General features: G+C 42.2%; 25 protein-coding genes and 1 riboswitch. Of the genes, 16 read left to right on the top strand and 9 right to left on the bottom strand.

Annotation, left to right across the window (positions count from 1 at the left end; all coding sequences use genetic code 11):
- Positions 1-13: 13 nt before the first annotated feature.
- Both QR721_RS09595 and QR721_RS09590 read right to left on the bottom strand, forming a co-directional pair.
- The gene (locus QR721_RS09595; protein WP_348026350.1) at positions 14-979 is read right to left on the bottom strand and encodes a M23 family metallopeptidase; all 966 of its coding nucleotides are present in this window, start codon (positions 977-979) and stop codon (positions 14-16) included.
- Positions 976-1,518 (bottom strand): YhcN/YlaJ family sporulation lipoprotein, encoded by a 543-nt coding sequence (locus QR721_RS09590; protein WP_348026348.1) that lies wholly within the window; start codon positions 1,516-1,518, stop codon positions 976-978. Before QR721_RS09590 ends, QR721_RS09595 begins: the two co-directional genes overlap by 4 nt.
- A gap of 139 nt (positions 1,519-1,657) precedes the next feature.
- Between QR721_RS09590 and QR721_RS09585 the strand changes: the two genes are divergently transcribed.
- The 3 genes from QR721_RS09585 to QR721_RS09575 are packed head-to-tail and all read left to right on the top strand — an operon-like array spanning position 1,658 to position 3,256.
- On the top strand, positions 1,658-1,966 hold the full coding sequence (locus QR721_RS09585) for a YutD family protein (RefSeq protein ID WP_348029826.1): 309 nt from the start codon (positions 1,658-1,660) through the stop codon (positions 1,964-1,966).
- Between the two features lie 54 nt (positions 1,967-2,020).
- On the top strand, positions 2,021-2,467 hold the full coding sequence (locus QR721_RS09580) for a DUF86 domain-containing protein (RefSeq protein ID WP_348026346.1): 447 nt from the start codon (positions 2,021-2,023) through the stop codon (positions 2,465-2,467).
- 18 nt (positions 2,468-2,485) lie between these two features.
- Entirely contained in the window at positions 2,486-3,256 is a 771-nt protein-coding gene (locus QR721_RS09575) for a TIGR01457 family HAD-type hydrolase (protein WP_348026344.1), read from the top strand.
- A 46-nt stretch (positions 3,257-3,302) separates the two neighbouring features.
- Here QR721_RS09575 and QR721_RS09570 read toward each other — a convergent pair whose 3' ends face one another.
- The gene (locus QR721_RS09570; RefSeq protein WP_348029825.1) at positions 3,303-3,815 is read right to left on the bottom strand and encodes a phosphatidylglycerophosphatase A family protein; all 513 of its coding nucleotides are present in this window, start codon (positions 3,813-3,815) and stop codon (positions 3,303-3,305) included.
- Positions 3,816-3,938: 123 nt separating this feature from the next.
- Here QR721_RS09570 and QR721_RS09565 point away from each other — a divergent pair, with 123 nt between their 5' ends.
- The gene (locus QR721_RS09565) at positions 3,939-4,925 is read left to right on the top strand and encodes a protein kinase family protein (RefSeq protein ID WP_348026342.1); all 987 of its coding nucleotides are present in this window, start codon (positions 3,939-3,941) and stop codon (positions 4,923-4,925) included.
- Positions 4,926-5,000: 75 nt separating this feature from the next.
- Here the strand turns inward: QR721_RS09565 and QR721_RS09560 are convergent, their stop codons facing one another.
- On the bottom strand, positions 5,001-5,225 hold the full coding sequence (locus tag QR721_RS09560) for a NifU family protein (RefSeq protein WP_348026340.1): 225 nt from the start codon (positions 5,223-5,225) through the stop codon (positions 5,001-5,003).
- A gap of 177 nt (positions 5,226-5,402) precedes the next feature.
- On the opposite strand from QR721_RS09560, the gene QR721_RS09555 reads away from it, so the two are divergent.
- The 3 genes from QR721_RS09555 (at position 5,403) to QR721_RS09545 (ending at position 7,032) form a co-directional block, all read left to right on the top strand.
- Positions 5,403-5,732, top strand: coding sequence for a YuzD family protein (locus tag QR721_RS09555; protein ID WP_348026338.1), 330 nt, complete (start codon positions 5,403-5,405; stop codon positions 5,730-5,732).
- A 77-nt stretch (positions 5,733-5,809) separates the two neighbouring features.
- Positions 5,810-6,166, top strand: coding sequence for a HesB/IscA family protein (locus tag QR721_RS09550; protein WP_348029824.1), 357 nt, complete (start codon positions 5,810-5,812; stop codon positions 6,164-6,166).
- Positions 6,167-6,267: 101 nt separating this feature from the next.
- A complete protein-coding gene (locus QR721_RS09545) occupies positions 6,268-7,032 on the top strand; it encodes a hypothetical protein (protein WP_348026336.1) in 765 nt (254 codons plus the stop codon).
- A gap of 43 nt (positions 7,033-7,075) precedes the next feature.
- On the opposite strand, the gene QR721_RS09540 is transcribed toward QR721_RS09545, so the two are convergent.
- Positions 7,076-8,062, bottom strand: a complete 987-nt coding sequence (locus QR721_RS09540; RefSeq protein ID WP_348026334.1) for an NAD(P)/FAD-dependent oxidoreductase — start codon at positions 8,060-8,062, stop codon at positions 7,076-7,078.
- A 296-nt stretch (positions 8,063-8,358) separates the two neighbouring features.
- Here QR721_RS09540 and QR721_RS09535 point away from each other — a divergent pair, with 296 nt between their 5' ends.
- On the top strand, positions 8,359-9,579 hold the full coding sequence (locus QR721_RS09535; protein ID WP_348026332.1) for an NAD(P)/FAD-dependent oxidoreductase: 1,221 nt from the start codon (positions 8,359-8,361) through the stop codon (positions 9,577-9,579).
- Positions 9,580-9,691: 112 nt separating this feature from the next.
- On the top strand, positions 9,692-10,003 hold the full coding sequence (locus QR721_RS09530) for a YuiB family protein (protein WP_348026330.1): 312 nt from the start codon (positions 9,692-9,694) through the stop codon (positions 10,001-10,003).
- Positions 10,004-10,064: 61 nt separating this feature from the next.
- On the opposite strand, the gene deoD is transcribed toward QR721_RS09530, so the two are convergent.
- Positions 10,065-10,775, bottom strand: a complete 711-nt coding sequence (deoD, locus tag QR721_RS09525; protein WP_348026328.1) for a purine-nucleoside phosphorylase — start codon at positions 10,773-10,775, stop codon at positions 10,065-10,067.
- Positions 10,776-10,963: 188 nt separating this feature from the next.
- Between deoD and QR721_RS09520 the strand changes: the two genes are divergently transcribed.
- The 3 genes from QR721_RS09520 (at position 10,964) to QR721_RS09510 (ending at position 13,017) form a co-directional block, all read left to right on the top strand.
- Entirely contained in the window at positions 10,964-11,452 is a 489-nt protein-coding gene (locus QR721_RS09520; RefSeq protein WP_348026326.1) for a cation:proton antiporter regulatory subunit, read from the top strand.
- Between the two features lie 6 nt (positions 11,453-11,458).
- Positions 11,459-12,634, top strand: a complete 1,176-nt coding sequence (locus QR721_RS09515) for a cation:proton antiporter (protein WP_348026324.1) — start codon at positions 11,459-11,461, stop codon at positions 12,632-12,634.
- Between the two features lie 131 nt (positions 12,635-12,765).
- Positions 12,766-13,017, top strand: a complete 252-nt coding sequence (locus QR721_RS09510; protein WP_348026322.1) for a hypothetical protein — start codon at positions 12,766-12,768, stop codon at positions 13,015-13,017.
- Between the two features lie 25 nt (positions 13,018-13,042).
- On the opposite strand, the gene QR721_RS09505 is transcribed toward QR721_RS09510, so the two are convergent.
- A complete protein-coding gene (locus QR721_RS09505; protein ID WP_348026320.1) occupies positions 13,043-14,221 on the bottom strand; it encodes a MalY/PatB family protein in 1,179 nt (392 codons plus the stop codon).
- A gap of 247 nt (positions 14,222-14,468) precedes the next feature.
- On the opposite strand from QR721_RS09505, the gene QR721_RS09500 reads away from it, so the two are divergent.
- Entirely contained in the window at positions 14,469-14,705 is a 237-nt protein-coding gene (locus tag QR721_RS09500; protein ID WP_348026318.1) for a DUF378 domain-containing protein, read from the top strand.
- 50 nt (positions 14,706-14,755) lie between these two features.
- Here QR721_RS09500 and yugI read toward each other — a convergent pair whose 3' ends face one another.
- On the bottom strand, positions 14,756-15,148 hold the full coding sequence (gene yugI, locus QR721_RS09495) for a S1 domain-containing post-transcriptional regulator GSP13 (RefSeq protein WP_348026316.1): 393 nt from the start codon (positions 15,146-15,148) through the stop codon (positions 14,756-14,758).
- Positions 15,149-15,261: 113 nt separating this feature from the next.
- On the opposite strand from yugI, the gene QR721_RS09490 reads away from it, so the two are divergent.
- A complete protein-coding gene (locus tag QR721_RS09490) occupies positions 15,262-15,666 on the top strand; it encodes a YugN family protein (RefSeq protein ID WP_348026314.1) in 405 nt (134 codons plus the stop codon).
- Here QR721_RS09490 and QR721_RS09485 read toward each other — a convergent pair.
- On the bottom strand, positions 15,655-16,659 hold the full coding sequence (locus QR721_RS09485; protein ID WP_348026312.1) for a potassium channel family protein: 1,005 nt from the start codon (positions 16,657-16,659) through the stop codon (positions 15,655-15,657). The two genes, QR721_RS09490 and QR721_RS09485, sit on opposite strands and share 12 nt — an antisense overlap.
- Before the next feature lie 127 nt (positions 16,660-16,786).
- On the opposite strand from QR721_RS09485, the gene QR721_RS09480 reads away from it, so the two are divergent.
- Both QR721_RS09480 and QR721_RS09475 read left to right on the top strand, forming a co-directional pair.
- Positions 16,787-17,842 carry a M20/M25/M40 family metallo-hydrolase gene (locus QR721_RS09480; RefSeq protein WP_348026310.1) on the top strand — a complete coding sequence of 352 codons (1,056 nt, stop codon included), beginning with the start codon at positions 16,787-16,789 and terminating at the stop codon, positions 17,840-17,842.
- A 73-nt stretch (positions 17,843-17,915) separates the two neighbouring features.
- A riboswitch (FMN riboswitch) is annotated at positions 17,916-18,063 on the top strand.
- 143 nt (positions 18,064-18,206) lie between these two features.
- Entirely contained in the window at positions 18,207-18,800 is a 594-nt protein-coding gene (locus tag QR721_RS09475; RefSeq protein WP_348029823.1) for an ECF transporter S component, read from the top strand.
- Positions 18,801-18,837: the final 37 nt, after the last annotated feature.

The raw sequence follows: 18,837 nt of genomic DNA, 5'->3' as shown, positions 1-18,837 counted from the left end.
CGACTCTTCCTTTTTAATTGCTTTTCTCCATCCTTTCCCATTTGCGCAAAAACGGATACGGATCAAAAGACCATTCACGTGTACCGTTGTCTTTATACATACCATAATGAAGATGTGGCGGGAACTTGCCTGATGTTCCAGGCGGTCCGTAACCAGTCGAACCAACTGTTCCAAGTATGTCACCGGGCTTTACAATTTGTCCGATTTTTATATCTGTGAAGCTTTGAAGGTGAGCATAGTAATGATAAATATTATGGATATCGCGTATGCCGACGCGCCAGCCACCGAAGCGATTCCAGCCTTTAAGTTCCACGACTCCATACGTAGATGATATGACAGGAACGCCGTAACCAGCAAAGATGTCGGTACCTTCATGAATACGTCTTCCTCCGAAGCCCCGTTTATCTCCCCAGGTGCTTCTGTAACTGTAGTTATATTTCGTTGATACAGGAAAAGCTCGGTCATTTAAGTCAAGCCTTTGGAATTTCTTGAATACGCGTGCTGTATTGGAAATTGTCTGGACGGAAAGATCACGTCTATAATATTTCCAAAGGGCAATTTTGAAATCTTCCTCTGAATGGCCCTCTTCAAGCAACATATTAGCGACAGTAAATAACACATCCTCTGGACATCCAGGGTTGGCCTTGCCATCACCATTCCCGTCCTTTCCTTTACCTTGGAAGAGAGAGATGGCTTCGTTTTCGTTCAGTTTCATAAGATTCCCAGCACCGTACCATAATTCGTCGGGGACAGCGATAGAGACGATATTACCATCGCTGTCTTTCTGTGTGTTTCGCTCATATTGGTCGATTGCAGCGAGCATATACCAGGGAACTTGGGTGACAGCTTCTGTCTTCCTATAAAGAGAAAACCGCTTTTCGTACAATTCTTCCTGAGCAGATTGCGCATTAACAGTATCTATGTTCATCAATAGTGCAACTGCTGTCAAAACAACGATGGTGAAAATTCGCTTCCTCATTTGTTTGTCCCGCCATGTTCCATTTCATCGATGATTCGGTCAACTGATGAGCGAATGTTATGGTTCGTTTTTGAATTGTGAAGACTTTCAATATCATTCATCATCGTTGGATCGTCCGTGGCATAAATGCGGTAGAAAGCTGGAACGGCAGAACGAGCTGTCTTGATTGCCATATCTGCTGCTCTTTCTTGTGACAGTTTGTCTTGTTTTTTGTAGCCGATAAGCACTTCACGATCTGTAACAAGAACGGCTACCTCGTCGTATCCGCCATTTTGCAAAATTAGCGACGAAACAGATTGGGCTGCCTCTTCACGATTAATTCCAGACGGTTTGTTTATTCGTCGCAAGTCTTCTTCTTTGTATCGAACAAATCCTGTATTCCGGTTGTCACGGTTAAACTCTGCATTTCTTGCTTCATCATGATGCGGAATAGCATCCAATTCAGCAGCGTTTTCCATTTGATTTTTACCAGCATTGTTGTTGCTGCAGCCGGCAAGGAGGGAAAAAGCGAGCAGAAAACCGATTCTTTTCTTCAACATACAAGGTCCTCCTTCATATATATTTCTAATCTTTCTTAGTGTGGTGTTAAATAAGCCATCCATGCCTGTTCGTTATTGGCAAAACAGGTCAGGGGACATGCTCATTTGCGGGTTCCTGTGACTGTGGTAAAATGAATAAATAAAAAATGTGCGGAAGCGGGGGACTGAAAGCGTGGTTGAACTGAATGGTATTCAATACAAGGTGATCCGAAATGAAAAAGATGGTTTCGATGAAGAAGCGTTGCAAGCGCGCAATTCGGAGATACTTAAGAAATATGATTACATTGTCGGTGATTGGGGATATGAACAATTAAGGCTTCGCGGCTTTTACGAAGATACGAATGAAAAAGCTGGATTCGATTCAAGAATATCTACGCTTGATGATTATTTGTATGAGTTCTGTAATTTTGGTTGTGCTTATTTTGTATTGAAGCGCATGGGTGAATAGGTATTGCATTGTGCCAGCAAGACTGTATTGAAAAACTTTGCGGGAGAGATGGCAATGTATTTGATCGACAAGGACAAAATTACTGATTTGCTTAATTTCATTGAGAAGCGGCAGTCCCAATTTGATGAAGTGATCACATGTCAAGGAAACATAGGGGACCTTGCACGTGAACGATACGCAGAAGTTCTGATCGCTTCAATTCTTGATGTCGGTCATTTGCTTATTGATGGTTTCATGATGCGAGATGCAGGAAGTTACGAAGATATCATTTGCATACTTGTAGATGAGCAAGTTATTCCGGAAGCAGAGAGATCTGCTTTAATTGGATTTATATCCATGAGAGCGATGCTTATGCGATCATACGACGTTCTGGACGCGGAGGAAGTCCTTAAGGCCTTACTTTCTGCTAAGGAATCCTTGCAGCGATTTCCACTCCACATTCGTACATATTTAAAGAAAGAAGCAAACGTCGCCCATGCTTTTGGCAAAAAGTCAGATTAGGGAAAGGATTTGCTTAAGATGAAGCATTACGAAGGTTATCTGATTGATCTTGATGGGACAATGTACAGAGGCAATGAAAAAATTGACGCGGCTCCGCGCTTTATAAGAACATTGCAAGAAAAAGACATTCCTTATCTGTTTCTTACAAATAATGCTTCGCTTACTCAAAAACAAATTACAGAGAAATTAAATGGGTTCGATATACCGGCGAGAGCGGAAGACGTATTTAGTACGGCAATTGCAACGGCGACTTTCTTAGGCCGTAAAAAAAAGGGAGCACGCTGTTTTGTTATCGGCGAGGAAGGCCTTCATAATGCTTTTCAAAAGGAAGGCCTGGAAATCGTACAAAATAATGCAGACTATGTCGTAATTGGGTTAGACAGGCACCTCACATACGATAAGCTTGCAGCTGCTTGTCTAGAAATAAGGGCGGGGGCTAAATTTATTTCAACAAATAGTGATTTAGCCATTCCCCGGGAAGACGGTCTTTATCCCGGCAATGGAGCAATTACGGCAGCTGTATCGGCAAGTACCGGTGTTGAGCCAGTCTTTGTTGGCAAACCGGAGTCCATTATTATGAATGAAGCATTAAGGATTATCGGTACGGATAAATCAAGGACAATCATGGTTGGGGATAACTATAAAACGGATATTCAGGCAGGGATTCGAGCTGGGCTTGATACACTAATGGTTTTCACAGGTATTTCGAAACGTGAAGATATTGGGAACTTGCCGGATATGCCGACCTATCATGTCGATACACTGGATGACTGGATTAAGAAAATGTAAGTAAAAAGAAGCAGTGGACTGTTAATGTCCGCTGCTTCTTTTTACTTTATAAATCAATCAGCCTGTCATCCGCTTGTCCGTGGGCGAGACGGCTCGATGCTGCTGCTGCGATGGCTCCGACAATATCATCAAGGAATGTATGGACTTCTCCAGTTGTTTTATCATTTAGACGTTCTAGAATGCCAGGCTTTACTTTATCGACATATCCATAATTCGTAAAGCCGATCGATCCGTAAACATTGACGATTGAAAGGGCAATGACTTCATCGATACCGTAAAGACTCTCATCTCGAGCTACTGTTGTCTGGAGGGGTTCGTTCAACTTACCTTGTTCAGCGAGAACATCAAGCTGAATACCGGTTAGGATAGAGTGCTGTACTTCACGCTTGCTCAGTACTCGATCAACGTTGAAGATGCATTCCTCCATCGTAAGATTGTCATGGTATTTGGACTGGAGATAATAGACAAGTTCAGCTATGTCCTCCAATGTAACTCCACGTTCAATAAGCCATTGACGTGCCTTTATTTCCAATTCGCTTTGGCTTGTATTTTTCTTCATCTCATCCTTACTGCGTTTGTCAGTCAACGAAATCACCTTGCTTCCTCTTGAAAGTTTTTGCAAAAATCAATCTGGGCTGCATATCATTTCATCAGGGCATCCATTACGTGAGGAGGGTCTTCGATGTATGAACTGCTCGTAACAGACTATGCACTTGATATCCGGGATACAACTTCTATTACCGGACGTCATTGTTTCTGCGATGAACAATACGCATATTTTACCATTTGCATTGAGAACAAGGAAGCAATCTTTGCTGAACAGGCAATTCTCGCCAGCTTCCTTAAAGAAAATGGCTGCCGCGGGACGGCTTGGCCAATCCGTAATGTTGAGGGTGAGTGGTACAGCGTATACAAAGGCAAAAGGTATTTTGTCTGCTGTGCAGAAATTGAGTATTTTTCAGATGATTACAGTGAAGGGGAATTACTGGCCCATTTTCACAAACAATTTAGCCATTATCCTTATGAGCCACAGAACATCTCATGCTATGGGGAATGGAGGATGTTATGGGAGAATAAACTGGGGCATTTTGAAAGCGAGCTGGCAAACCTTGCGAGAAGCGGGGACTATTGTGCAAGCCGCCTGATGGACGTTTTCTCATATTTGATTGGACTTGGTGAGAATGCGATCCAATATGTGCGCGAGTCTGAGGAGGAGCAGCGGTTCGGTGAAACGGATCAGGCTACAATCGTATTTGAACGTTATCAGAACCAGTTGCTGCAGCCTGTCATCTGGCCAGATGAATTATTGTATGACCATCCGGTACGGGATGTAGCCGAGTGGGTTAGAGGAAAGTTGCTTGAACAAAACGAGGGTGCCGAAATCGAAGTGGTGGAATTTTTAAGGGACTATCAAACGGTCAGTCCGCTCTCTGTATTTGGCTGGCGTCTACTGTATGCGAGATTGATGTTTCCAGCTCATTTCTTTGATTTGCTTGAAGAACTGCCGGGACTGCAGAGTGAGGAAGACGAGATTCGTTTCATGGAAAAAATGAGCGTGCTCTGCCGTAAACAAAAGATTTATGAACAACGGTTGAAAAGTTTCTTTGAAATCATGGAAGTCGATGTTCACGCATGGCAGATTCCAAGGCCGGAATGGCTGGCGACATGAATGAAACGGCTTGTTAGTTGCTGAATCAAAAACAGGCACCCGGAATCCGGGTGCCTGTTCATAATCGTCGCCGATTTAAAAGACTTGTTCAATTTCTGTTACGCCGGGAACTTCAGCCATGAGCGCGCGCTCAATGCCGGCCTTCAATGTAATGGCAGAACTTGGGCAGTTGCCGCAAGCACCCATTAGGCGAAGCAGAACAACTCCATCTTCATCCACATCGATCAATTCCACGTCACCGCCATCACGTAGCAAAAATGGACGCAGCTTCATCAATACTTCGCGGACTTGCTCTTCCATGGTCATCTTCCCCTTTCAATATATAATTATTATAAAATGTTTGGGCAGAAAAATCTATTCGTTTCTCTCTTTTTCGGAAGTTTCGGTTAGTTTGGTTTTTCATTTGGGCTGATCTGTTGTATGATGGGATGGACATATTACAAATATATTTTAACATGCTCGGGGGAGGCGAATGGAATGGCGAATATTACATTGACAGTATATGGCGCTGAACAGATCTGTGCCAGCTGTGTTGGCGCACCAAGCTCAAAAGACACATATGAATGGCTGCAGGCTGCCATTGCAAGAAAGTATGACACAAATGGCATCAGCTATCAATATATCGATATTAATGCATCACAAGAAGACGAGAAGCACAAAGCGTTTGTAGAACGCATTTTCGAGGAAGACTTGTTTTATCCGATTGTGTTTGTTGACGATGAAATGGTCGCTGAAGGAATGCCAAAGCTTAAAAATGTATACAAAGAACTTGATGAAAGAGGGCTTACTCAGCTTCAAGAGTCATAATTCGAGTATACATCACAACATGCATTCCTTTGGACAATGAAACAGGCATCCAAGTCAATTGGGAGGAGAGCATGGAAATGGCAATTAATATTACCGATAGTGCAAGAGACCAGATCAAAGACATGATGAAGGAAGAGTCTGAAGGTGTCCGTCTGCGTTTTGGCGCAAAAGGCGGCGGCTGCAGCGGTTTGTCTTATTCACTCGGCTTTGATTATGATGTGAACGAGGATCTGGATAAAATATACGAGATTAACGAGATTCCGGTTATTATTTCTGTCGTTGACATTCCCGTCATTCAGGATACAACGATTGATTTCAAACAGAACATGATGGGCGGCGGGTTTGCAATTGATAATCCCAACGCTGTCATGGCCTGTGGCTGCGGTTCTTCCTTCAGAACGAAGGAAAATGCAGGTACTCCGGGAGATTGCTGATTGGGTACCGTCTCGCTTATTGCGAGGCGGTATTTTTTGATTGTGAAGGAGTTTTCATAGGAATGTCGAATTATTAGTGAGATGAAAAGGGGGAAATCCATTTGAAAAAAATTAAGGTGTATAGCATTTTTATACTTACGTTTGCCATGCTCACACTGTTTCCAATCGGTTCAGCAAGCGCGCACCATAATGTGCAATGGGAAGGGATGCAGGTTAAGGAAGGCCAGGTTGGCAAGGTTGATGTCCTAAAAACAACGACCATCTATAAAATGAAAAATAAGAAACTGGTCAGTTACAAAAAAACAAAGGCAAAAGATGTTCATCGAGTTTTTAAGGTAGACAAGAAAAAGAAGCTATACGAAATAGGAAGTGGTCAGTATTTAAAAATCAATGCAAAGGAATTGAAGTATAAAGCTGTACCTCAGAAGATTCTCGATCAAATGAAAAAGAAACATATTGAACTGACTAGAGGTACATATATCGGAGACTCTCCAGCTCGCGTCAAAAAAGTTGAAAAAGCCAAATGGGTTGCAGATATGCAAGATGTGATTCTTTTCGACACAAAGAAATACGGATATAATGCAGGACTCATGTATATTTTCGAAAAGAAAAAGCTTCAGTACGTTGGATATGACTTGGAACTTTCTAAGGAAAAGCATACATACAAAGAAATGAAGGCATTGCATGATTCAATCGCTAAACGAGTAAAAAAAGATGAAAAACTTAAGGAAAAAAGTTATTTTGAAACAGATGGAAAAAGAGAGCTTTTTACGGCCTGGCCTCGTAGTGGTAAATCTACTGTTGTGGTTGGAGTAACGAATGAAGAGGGCTATACACAGGCAATTGTTGCTTTCGGTACTAGATAAAATAAAAAAAGCCATCGATGCTCCTAGCATCAATGGCTTTTTTTTACTCAAACATACTCGTCGAATGTTTTGGCTGTACTCTAGCTTTTGGATCGAGGTAATGTTTGGCGTTGCTCACTGCAGTCGGACCTTCTCCAAATCCAGTTGCGATAAGTTTGATCTTGCCTGGATATGTTGTAATATCTCCTGCTGCATAAATACCCGGGATATTTGTTTCCATTTTGGAGTTGACGACTATGCTGTTTTTCTCGATTTCCAATCCCCAGTCTTTAATTGGGCCGAGGGAGGAGACGAAGCCATAGTTGCAGATTACAGCATCCGGAGAAAGCTCAACGATACGATCTCCTTTTACTTCTTCTAAAATGACTTTATCTATTTTATAGGTTCCTTCAATATGCTTAGGTACGAAAGGCGTCAGAATTTCGACATTGGAATTCATGAGCTCCTCGACGGAACTCTCATGAGCGCGGAATTCCGGACGACGATGGACGAGTGTAACTTTGCTGGCGTTATCTTTCAGCATGAGTGCCCAGTCAACAGCGGAATCACCGCCTCCAAACAGAACAACTTCTTTATTAGAGAAAGCATTCATATCTTTCACATAGTAGTGCAGATTAATATCCTCGAATTTCTCACAGTCATCGATATCCAGTCTTCGCGGCTGGAATGCACCGTTTCCGGCAGTAATGATGAGCGTTCTTGTAAGGTGGACTTCTTTATCTGTTGTCAGTTTGAATGTGCCGTCTTCAAGTTTTTCAAGTGTTTGCACAGACTCGCCAAGTGCAATTTCAGGATTAAATAGTTCAAGCTGTTTTTCCAGCTGGTCAACGAGCTCCTGTGCACGGATCTTGGGAAAACCGGCAACGTCATAAATATATTTCTCAGGATAGAGAGCTGTTAGCTGACCTCCGACATGTGGAAGGCTTTCAATGACCTTGACACTTGCCTGGCGCATGCCGCCATAAAACGCTGTGAAAAGTCCTGCTGGTCCGGCTCCAATAATAGTGATATCGTATACTTTTTCTGTCATTGCTTTCCCTCCTGATAAGCATTTGCTTCTTAATATAGTCTGTGCCTATTCTATCATAAGAGCAGGTTGCAACAGCACTACATTGCCCAACAGTTAGGGTAAACATTCTTACTTTTTTGAAAGTAGGTGAAAGGCTTGAAATATGAGGGCAAAAGGTCTACTATTAATGCTGGATAAACGATTGTGCAACCGATTGCACATTCTAATAGAGAGAGATTTTTTTTGTAGAAGTAAGTGAAGAATATCACAAAGTCGTTTCGGAATTATTTAATAATAAATTAGATGGAAGTGATGGAATGAACAAGAAGAAAATCGTCATTCTTGGTGCTGGCTATGGCGGCATGATGGTGGCAACCAAATTACAGAAAAAGCTAAGCCCAAATGATGCGGAAATTACACTCGTTAACAAACATGATTATCATTACCAGGCAACTTGGTTGCATGAGGTATCTGCAGGGACAATCCACCAGGATCGCGCTCGCATTCGTATAAAAGATGTTGTCAATTTTAATAAGGTGAAATTCTTACAGGACACTGTTCTTGCAATTGATACAGAAAGCAAATCTGTAAAGCTTCAGAACACTGGACGAATTGAATATGACATTCTAGTCGTAGCACTTGGATTCCAGCCTGCCACTTTCGGCATTCCTGGTATTGAGGAGCATGCTTTTACAATCAGTACAATCAATACTTCCAGACTTCTTCGTGAACATATTGAATACAATTTCGCTATGTATAACAATGAAGTAGAAAAGAATCCAGCTCGTCTCAATATTGTTGTTGGAGGCGGCGGTTTTACTGGTGTTGAATACCTTGGTGAAATTGTGAACAAAGTTCCTGAATTGTGTAAGGAATATGATATCGATCCGGCTCTTGTGCGCGTGTTCAACATCGACGGTTCTCCAACTGTCCTAAAAGGATTTGACCCTCAGCTTGTCGAGTATGCAATGAGCTCACTTGAGTCTCGTGGTGTCGAATTCATTAACAATGCACATCTTATTGAGATTAAAGCGGACAAGGTTATCTATGAAAAAGATGGTGAAACAAAAGAAATTCCAACGATGAATGCTGTATGGGCAGCAGGTGTACGTGCCAATGTCATCGTGGAGGAAAGCGGTCTTGGCACGAATCGCGGCAAAGTTGATGTAACACCGGAAATGCGTGCTCCTGGACATGATGATATCTTCGTAATCGGTGACTGTGCTCTTGTAATGGACCATAAGGCAGGATTCCCTTATCCTCCGACTGCGCAAATTGCAATCCAAGAATCAGGTACGATTGCGCATAACATCATCGCACTTGTAAAAGGCGGCGAGTTGGAAGCATTCAAGCCGAATATTCTTGGTACAGTTGCTTCTCTTGGACATAAGGATGGTACAGGAATCGTTCTTGATGGCCGCAAGTTGTTCGGCTGGAAGGCGACTGTTATGAAGAAGATCATCGACAACCGATACCTTTTGAAGCTTGGTGGTATTGGACTGCTGATCAAAAAAGGCAAATTTAATATTTTTGGATAATAATCATTTGAAAGCAGAGGCATCTTAGGTGCCTTTGCTTTTTCTTTTGAATCGGTTAAAATGAAAGGGCATTCATTTACATAAGAGAAACAGAGCGGCAGGGGGAAATACTGTGATTCAACTTGTAGTATCGATCGTATTGTTTTTCGTCATATTTTTTGGCATTGCTTTTATTCTGAACATGCTGCTTAGAAAAACTTGGCTGATGGCATGGTTTTATCCGATTATTGTTCTTATAATCGTGGACAAAATGTCGACTGTTCAATACTTCAAACAGCCTGGAAAAGCGTTTAAGCAAGCATTTGATAATCTATTCAGTATCGCTCCGGTTGATGTCGCCATTTTATTGTCAGGGTTTGTCGGAGTAGTTGTCTCAGGGTTCGTAATCCGCTTGCTGCGTAAGAGCGGCTACCAGATGTTCTGATCTGAAAGAATATATTATAAAGGAAGCACCGTCCATTTATTGTGGACGGTGCTTCTGCTTGTTATTCACTAATCGCTGTTTCAAGAGCAATTTCAATCATTTCACTAAAGGTTGTCTGTCTCTCTTCTGCTGTTGTTTCCTCACCAGTTACGATATGATCTGAAACTGTGAGAATCGAAAGTGCCTGTCTGCCAAACTTCTGAGCTAGTGTATAAAGGGCTGTTGTCTCCATTTCAATGGCAAGAACCTTATAGCGTGCAAGCAATTCATGAACATGTTGGGCGTTCTCCCGGTAGAAGGCATCACTCGTAAATACATTTCCAACACGCACAGGGAGCTCGTGACGCTCTGCCGCTTCATAAGCATTTTTCAGCAGTTGAAAATCAGCAAGCGGAGCGTAGTCAATACCTCCGAAAATCATTCTGTTCACTTGAGAATCTGTCGTTGCACCTTGGGCAAGAATAATATCACGGACTTTAACATCTTCCTGGATTGCACCACAAGTTCCAACTCGAATCAGCTTCTGAACACCATAACTTTGCATAAGTTCATTTGCATAGATTGAAATGGAGGGAATTCCCATCCCTGTTCCCTGAACCGAGATACGTTCTCCTTTATATGTACCTGTATATCCATACATACCGCGAACTTCATTATAAAGCTCAGCACCTTCTAAAAAGTTCTCGGCAATATGCTTTGCTCGTAGTGGATCTCCGGGCAATAGAATTTTATCGGCGATCTGTCCATCTTTCGCTCCGATATGAATACTCATCGTTTGCACCTCGCAAGTTTTTCATATAACGTAACATAGTGGGATCGGTAAGGCAATTTGTACAACTTGCATCATTGTTGGGTATTTCACAATGCCAATATTACACCCATCCGGTTATAATGTAGTAATAAAAAAGAATCCAAACTTGTTTAGACAAGTTGATTAACCATTTAAAGAGGTGCGTTTAAGTGAATGTATCGATTTCACAGCTGCCCGGCATCGGGCAAAAGATATCTATGAAAACAAAAGAAGATCAGATGCTTGTCATCATTGTGCATCATACTGGCAAGCGGGAGCTTTATTTCTTTGACGATGCGGATAGTGATGAAGCGGATTATGCTTTTGAACTGAGTCCGAATGAAACGCGTGAAGTCGCTGCACAGCTTCTTGGGTCGACCTATCAGCCTGCTGACATTGAGAAGGTCCGTATGTTTAAAAAGCAGCTCATCGTAGACTATATTAAGGTGAAAGAAGGGTCTCCTCTAGCTTACAAGACAATCGAAAGCTCAGACATTCGCAATGAAACTGGCGCAATGATTATCGGCATTGTTGATGGAGAAGATGTAATCGCAGCACCTGAACCAGATACGGAATTGAAGCCTGGAGATGTGCTGATGGCAATTGGCAAAGATGAACAGATAGCGATGCTGTCACAACTTTGCGAAAGTGGGAGTTGATGCGTTTTGCTGCATGATTTCCCTGAACTGCTGAGTGCGGGACTTATATTATTAGGAATCTTCGTTCTAGGTTTCATTGCGCTCAAGACAAACTTTCCAAATGTAATTCTTTTCATACTACTCGGGATCGGGATGGGCAAGCTCGTCTCAGGTAATCATATACTTGAATTTACAGGGGAAATTGCCATCGTCTTACTCTTCTTCATGCTGGGGCTTGAATTTAGCATCAAGCGCCTCGCTGGCATTGCCAAAAGGGTATGGTCAAGCGGTCTTCTGGATATTGCACTCAGTCTTGGTATTAGTATGCTTGTAGCCCATTGGTTCGGTTTGGACTGGGCTACTTCCTTCCTGATTGGCGGGATTGCATATGCAACAAGTTCTTCAATTACTGTTAAGTTGCTCGTTGATAAAGAACGAATGGCGAATGCAGAGACAGAGTTCGTTTTAGGTGTACTCATTTTTGAAGATTTGGTTGCACCGATGGTTGCTGCAATTCTTATGGCTTTAAATAGCGGGAGCAGTTTCGGCGGCAAGGAATTCATATTCCTTGTCGGCAAAATTGTCCTTCTTGCTGCCATTGCCATCATACTTGGAAAAACAGTGTTCAGAAGTTTTGAAAAGTTCCTTGAGAAGGTCGAAGACGAAGATTTCAAATATGCATTGCTTGTAGGACTTGCAGTTGTGTTTGCAGGATTTGCCATTTACATGGGGCTTTCAGAAGTTCTTGGCGCATTCCTTGCAGGTGTTATGCTTGCAGAGGCGGGCAAATCGGAGAGCATTCAGAATTCAGTCAGTCCAATTCGGGACCTGCTTCTACCGGTCTTTTTCATACATTTTGGAACGACCATCAAGATTGGTGAGGGTGTGCCAATGGTTTGGCTGCTCATTACGCTTCTCGCATGGTCGATGCTCGCCAAAATATTTACAGGTGCAATCGGTGGCCGCTGGTACGGATTACCGAAGAGAGTCGCATTAAGAGCGGGACTTTCCATATGTTCAAGGGGAGAATTCTCGGTCGTTATAGCAGCTTTCGCTGTCTCTTCGATTAAAGTGTTCAGCGGGATTTATATTGTAGCAGCAGCTGCGCTTGGAATGCTTCTCTTTAACTTCGCACCAAAAATTACAAGACTTATTTACGGTCAGCCGGTGAAAAAAGCCAAAAGTACACAAATGCCATATTGACAACGAGAATCTACATGAGGTGAAATGCCGGATATGGAGTAAATTTTACAGAATAGCGAACGATTGGCCGGGGAGGTTCCGTATTCTGGGGAATTTGCTATAATCATATTTAGAAAGAAGGGATCAGCCTCATGATGGAGTTTCTTTATTTCCCAGAAGATAAAACTGAATACATCCCTGCTTTTATCATGCTCGTCATTTTTATGATTGGTGCGATTGCAGCAATGATGTATTTCTATAAAAAATCCAAAAAAGAAGAAAAGCTTTTTGAAGCCAGATATATGTCACAAGATTTTTCTGAAGAGAAATTTTCATCCGAGCAGAAAAAGCAGTTGGAAGCCAGTGACCCTTATAAAGAAAAAATACGCAGAGAACCTTATTAGCAGGTCCTTGCGTATTTTTTTGCTTTTACGAGAGTAAATCCGATTCTTTAACCGCGTTTATAATTCGCTCAATTCCTTCCTGGAGCGTGGATCTCTGGCATGCTAGATTAATGCGCATGAATGGTTCACCGCCACTACCATATGAAGTCCCTGCATTAAGTCCAACCCTCGCTTTTTCTATCATGAATTTCTTTAAATCCATACTTTCGAGGCCAAGAGTTGTACAGTCAACCCATAGGAGGTATGTGCCTTCTGGGCGTATGACATGAATACCTGGCAGGTTTGATTCTAGTTCATTAATTGCATAGTCACGGTTTGCTGTGATTGTGTTCATCAACTCATGAAGCCATTCTTCACCATGTTCAAATGCAGCCTGCATGGCAGTAATGCCCATTGTATTCAAGTTCTTATGTCCCTGAATAAGAATTTGATTGTCGATTTTTCGCTTCATTGCGGCATTCTCTGTAACAATGAATGAAGCCTGCAATCCTGCGAGATTGAATGTTTTGGATGGAGACATGAAAGTGACAGTTCGTTTGGAAATACCACCTGGAAGAGATGCAATTGGGATATGTCTGCTGCCTTCATAGATCAAATCGCAGTGAATTTCATCGGTTAATAGAGTCACACTATGCTTCTGGCAAAGTGATGCAACCTTTTCCAGCTCCTCTTGTGTCCAAACTCGACCAACAGGGTTATGGGGTGAACAGAACAATAATGCTTTTGCATTTTTTAATTTTTCATCCAGGTTTTCGAAGTCAATCTCATATCGACCATCTTTTAAGACGAGAGGATTCTCGACAATCTGTCGTCCATGATTACGAATTGAATTAAAGAATGGTGTATAGACAGGTGTCTGAATGATTATTTCGTCACCAGGACTTGTCAGTGCCTGGATTGCCATATCAATACTTGTGACAACTCCAGGGCTAAAAGAGAGCCATTGCTCTGGTACAAGCCATTTATGACGTCTTTTAAGCCACTTCGTAATCGTTTGCTTCACTTCTTCATCAACGAGCGTATAACCAAAAATGCCATGCTCTGCACGTTCTTTTAACGCTGTCACAACTGCATCTGGAGCAGGGAAGTCCATATCAGCAACCCAGAGCGGGATGAGATCATCTGTACCGAACACTTCTTGAAGTCCATCCCACTTAGCGGACTTTGTATTTTTTCTATTACGAATATCCTGGAATATGTTCATTTTAAAGCCTCCTGAGTTTTCGTTTCCTTTTTAATTATAGCAGGAGAGAAAAAAGAACAAATGAAAAACGGTTTAAAGACAAAAAAATAGCAAAGCACCGGGTAGAGTGCTTTGCATACAGGGGGAATACGAGAAAGTCTTACGCTAATGAGTATTCCCCGGAAAAGATTTATTAAACACATTTTCTAAAGAATATTGTACTTTTTTCCGGAAAAGATAATTTCGAACCGGAAAGGAGGCATGACCAATGAGCTGGATTCAACGTATTGCGCTTTTGCTTGCAATTATCGGAGCGATCAACTGGGGACTTGTAGGCTTCTTCCAATATGATCTTGTTGCAGCCATCTTTGGCGGAGGGTCACAGGCAGGCGCGTTCGCACGTGTCATTTATGCCCTGGTAGGAATTAGTGGACTTGTTCTCATTTCTCTATTCTTCCGTACAAATGAAGTATATGAGGATGGACGAGAAGAAGCACGCACTTAAAAAACAAAGTAAAAACGGGCTTGCCACATAGGCATGCCCGTTTTTAAATATTACTTCTTGAAAGTATTTTCACGTTCTTTGGACTGTTCAATCCAACCTTGAAGTTTATCTTTCAATGTGTTGAAACCAGCGTTGTCATTGCTGCTGCTCTGAGCTTGCTGTCTTGGAGCCTGCTGTTTGCGAGGCTGTTTTTTTGGAGCTTCTTCAGTTGCACGGATAGAAAGGGAAACTTTTCCTTTTTCTTCGTCAACGTTAAGAACTTTAACTTTGACAGTATCGCCAACTTTAAGATGCTCATTGATGTCTTGAACGAAACCATGTGTTACTTCTGAGATATGAACAAGACCTTGAACTTCATCATCAAGTGCTACAAAAGCACCATAAGGCTGAATGCCTGTTACTTTACCTTCCAATACTTGACCAGCTTCAAACTTCTCTGCCATGCTGAACAACTCCTATACCTGTATTCGAATCTTATGCACAGTAAAATATATTAGCATAAAAAACGAATTTCGGCAAAGCATATATGTACATATTTCGAGAAAGGATGTTGCATATGCTGTCGATTGATTCAACTATTGAACATCATTTTGCTTCGCTGCATGAGTTGGAAACGAAGTTAAAGCCTGCTGGTTTCGTAATCAGTTCCAATTGGGATTATGACCAGGGAACGTTTGATTTGAAAATCGCAGATGCTGGAGGTGCCTATTATTTCCTCAGAATTCCTTTCTACGCTGTAAGAGGAGAACTGGATACACCAGGAGTTCATGTCAGAATAGGAAAGCCATTCATGCTAGGTCATAAATACGAAGCTGGACTTGACAATGACATTGCAAGTGGTGCAGTGCAGGGAGCTTTCAATCAATTCCAAACACCGGTCGATCCAGATGCTGACATTCCATCTGCATATGAAGAGATGGGGAAGCAGCATTTGAGAGAAGTGGAGAGACTAATTCTTTAAAGGTATCAAAGAAATTAATATGTCACTTTCTTTAAATTTAATTTGAGCTGGCGGGTTCATATGATACGAACTTTCTCTTATATAGCCAAGAAGCAGTAAGTCTTTATCTTTCCAAATAGGAAGCAATTGTGCATATGATTTGCCAATATATTTTCTTTCTATGGCCTCATGATGAAACTGCTGGCTATCAAGAAGGTGCATTGTATTACGGAACGGTGTGGATTGCCTGCAGCTATATAGCTCATGAAAAAGCAGAGAGCTGATTACACGGTCGGTTCTGACAAGAGCGGTAACACCTGCCCGTTTGGCATTCTCAAGCTGCTGGTCAGTCAACAGTTCTGCTATGATGCTGATTCGGTCATTATTCCCACGAACGGCAATTGAAACAAGGATCGTATGATTATCCGCCTGTCTTGGGGGCATCCCCGGATCTGCTGTTATGATTACAGAAGAGGCCGTATGTATAGAAGCGAGTTCCAGCGTTCTGTCCAAACTCGCATCTCCCCTGATAAAGTGGATTGGATATCTTTCAAGTGGGAAACGATGCATCGTTCTGTCAATAACTACAACAGCTTTATCCGGCTCTTTCTTTTTGATCTTTTGAAAAATTTCTCTCGTCTGCTCGTTCCAACCGATAAAAATATAGTGTTGTTGTCCTTTAAAAGCAATTTTACCCTCTGTGAGCTGATTCCCATGTCTCACAGCAGCGGCTGAAACGCTCGTAATATAAAAGGTGATTAGACCACCACCGGAAAGAATCAGAACAATTCCAGCAAGTTTCCCGATAAATGTTTCGGGTACATAATCACCATAACCAACCGTTGATGCTGTAACAAATGTCCACCATATACCGGTGAACACGGTAGGGAATGTTTCTGGCTCAATAAAATGGATTAGTACTCCAAACAAGGTCATGGCAAGTGGAATTGCTATGATTAGCCGCAGAAAAAGCGGTACACGCAAAAAGGCATGTTTCAAAAACAGCTTTTTCATCTGAAGCACCTCATTTCTATGTGAAAAAGTTTTGCCGCATTCCTTCATCTGCATACATAACATGGGAAAGATTTGCGAGAATCCGCTATTATGGAAATGAGTTCGAAAAAAAGGAGCAGGACAAAACATGGATATGAACAGAGATTTTTTGAATGAATTGCTTGAAACACCTTCACCCTCAAGTATGGAAATGGGAATACAGAAAAAGTGGATGAACTATGTTAAGGAATTCGCACATGAAGTTCGCACGGACAACGCTGGAAATGTTATCGGAATTCTCAATCCAGAGGCTGAATTTAAAATATTGCTTGCGGGCCATTGTGACGAAATTGCTCTAGTGATCAATCGTATTGATTCAGATGGTTTTCTTTATACTGATAAAATGGGCGGCATTAATCCAAAAGCGGCTGTAGGCATGCGTGTAAACGTCCTTGGATACAATGGGGAAGTCAATGGTGTTATTGGTGTTAACGCCCAGCATCATGGTGGATTGAAAGATGATTTTGACCTAAGTGACTTATTCATTGACTGTGGATTCAAGTCTAAAGAAGAAGTGGATCAAAAGATTCAAATCGGGGATCTAGCTGTATATGATCGGAAGCCGGAAATATTGCAGGACCGATATATTGCGGGACGTGGGCTTGATAATCGTACGGGCTGCTTCATCGTCGCTGAAGTACTGAAGCAATTGGCTAAAAAGGACGTAAAGGTTGGCGTCTATGCTGCAAGTACAGTTAATGAGGAAACGAACATGGGGGGCGCGTACTTTGCGGCTGCCGGTATTGAACCAACCTGTGCACTCGCTTGTGATGTTACGTTTGCAACGGATTACCCAGGTGTCAATCGGAATAAGCATGGCGATGTCCGGCTGGAAGGTGGTCCAGTGCTTGCTAAAGGAGCACCGATCAATTACAAAATTAATAAGTTACTTGAGAAAGCTGCCAAAGAATTGGATATGCAATTGCAGTATGAGCTGACTCCACGGATGACAGGTACAGATGCGGACCGGATGCGTCTTACTGGACGCGGGGTACCGATTGCACTCGTTTCACTGCCGCTTCGTTACATGCATGCTCCTGTTGAGACAGCAAGTTTTAAAGACATTGAGGAAGAGATTGTACTTCTTGTGAAAATGATTGAATCGCTTGACGGCACAGAGAGCCTCAATCCTCTGGAAGATTAATTCCATCCTAGTCAAACAGCCCATTTGCAATTATCGGAAAACGATGTATAATGGGTATAACAACAACATATCGATTCATCTTCGGGGCAGGGTGTAATTCCCGACCGACGGTAAAAGAGCGTTTAGGCTCTTGAGTCCGTGAGCTGCATTGGCTTATGTCATGTGGCTGACCTGGTGAGATTCCAGGACCGACAGTATAGTCTGGATGGGAGAAGATGTGAAAGCCTGGGTGCGTTTTTGCGCCTTTATTTCCTATGGATATTCCAGCCCCGGAACTATTTTAGTTTCAGGGGCTTTTTATATGGAACAGGCCGTAATTTCCTTCATCACGGATGCAATCGATATGTAGATGAAGGAGGGATTGATTGTGAATAGAACACAATCAACATCAAAACTGGTAAAACTTATTATTCTTGCATTGCTTGGCACTGTGTCGCTGCTGTTGTTCTTCTTGAACTTCCCGCTGCCGATGCTTCCGCCATTTCTAAAAATCGACTTCAGTGATGTGCCTGCAGTTCTTGCGGCATTCATGTTTTCACCTTTAGCTGGTGTTATTGTTGTCGGTATTAAAAACTTGCTTTATTTCGCGGTTTCCGGAGCGAGCGATCCGATTGGTGTTGCTGCCAACTTCCTTGCTGGAGTCATGTTTACTGTTCCGGTTGCCATCGTTTATCATAAGTACAAAAAAGGTGTCAAAACGATTGTATCCGGTCTTGTAGTTGGAACAGTTGTTATGGCGATTGGCATGACAGTATTGAATTATTTCGTCATGCTGCCGCTTTATTCCATTTTCATGGGCTGGGGGAATATGGGGACTAGCGAAAAAATGGCGTTCGCACTTAAAGGTGTGTTGCCATTTAACATTCTTAAAGGTATTGTCGTCGGTATTCTATTTGTCCCACTCTATGTGAAAATGCGCAGTTGGATTGATAAGAAACGTTCTGGCTTCGCATCTTAATTAGCAAAAGAGGGTCATCTCAATTTCTGAGATGACC

This window comes from Aciduricibacillus chroicocephali, from assembly GCF_030762805.1.
GTDB classification, from domain to species: domain Bacteria; phylum Bacillota; class Bacilli; order Bacillales; family Amphibacillaceae; genus Aciduricibacillus; species Aciduricibacillus chroicocephali.
This window is presented reverse-complemented; position numbering and strand designations above follow the sequence as displayed.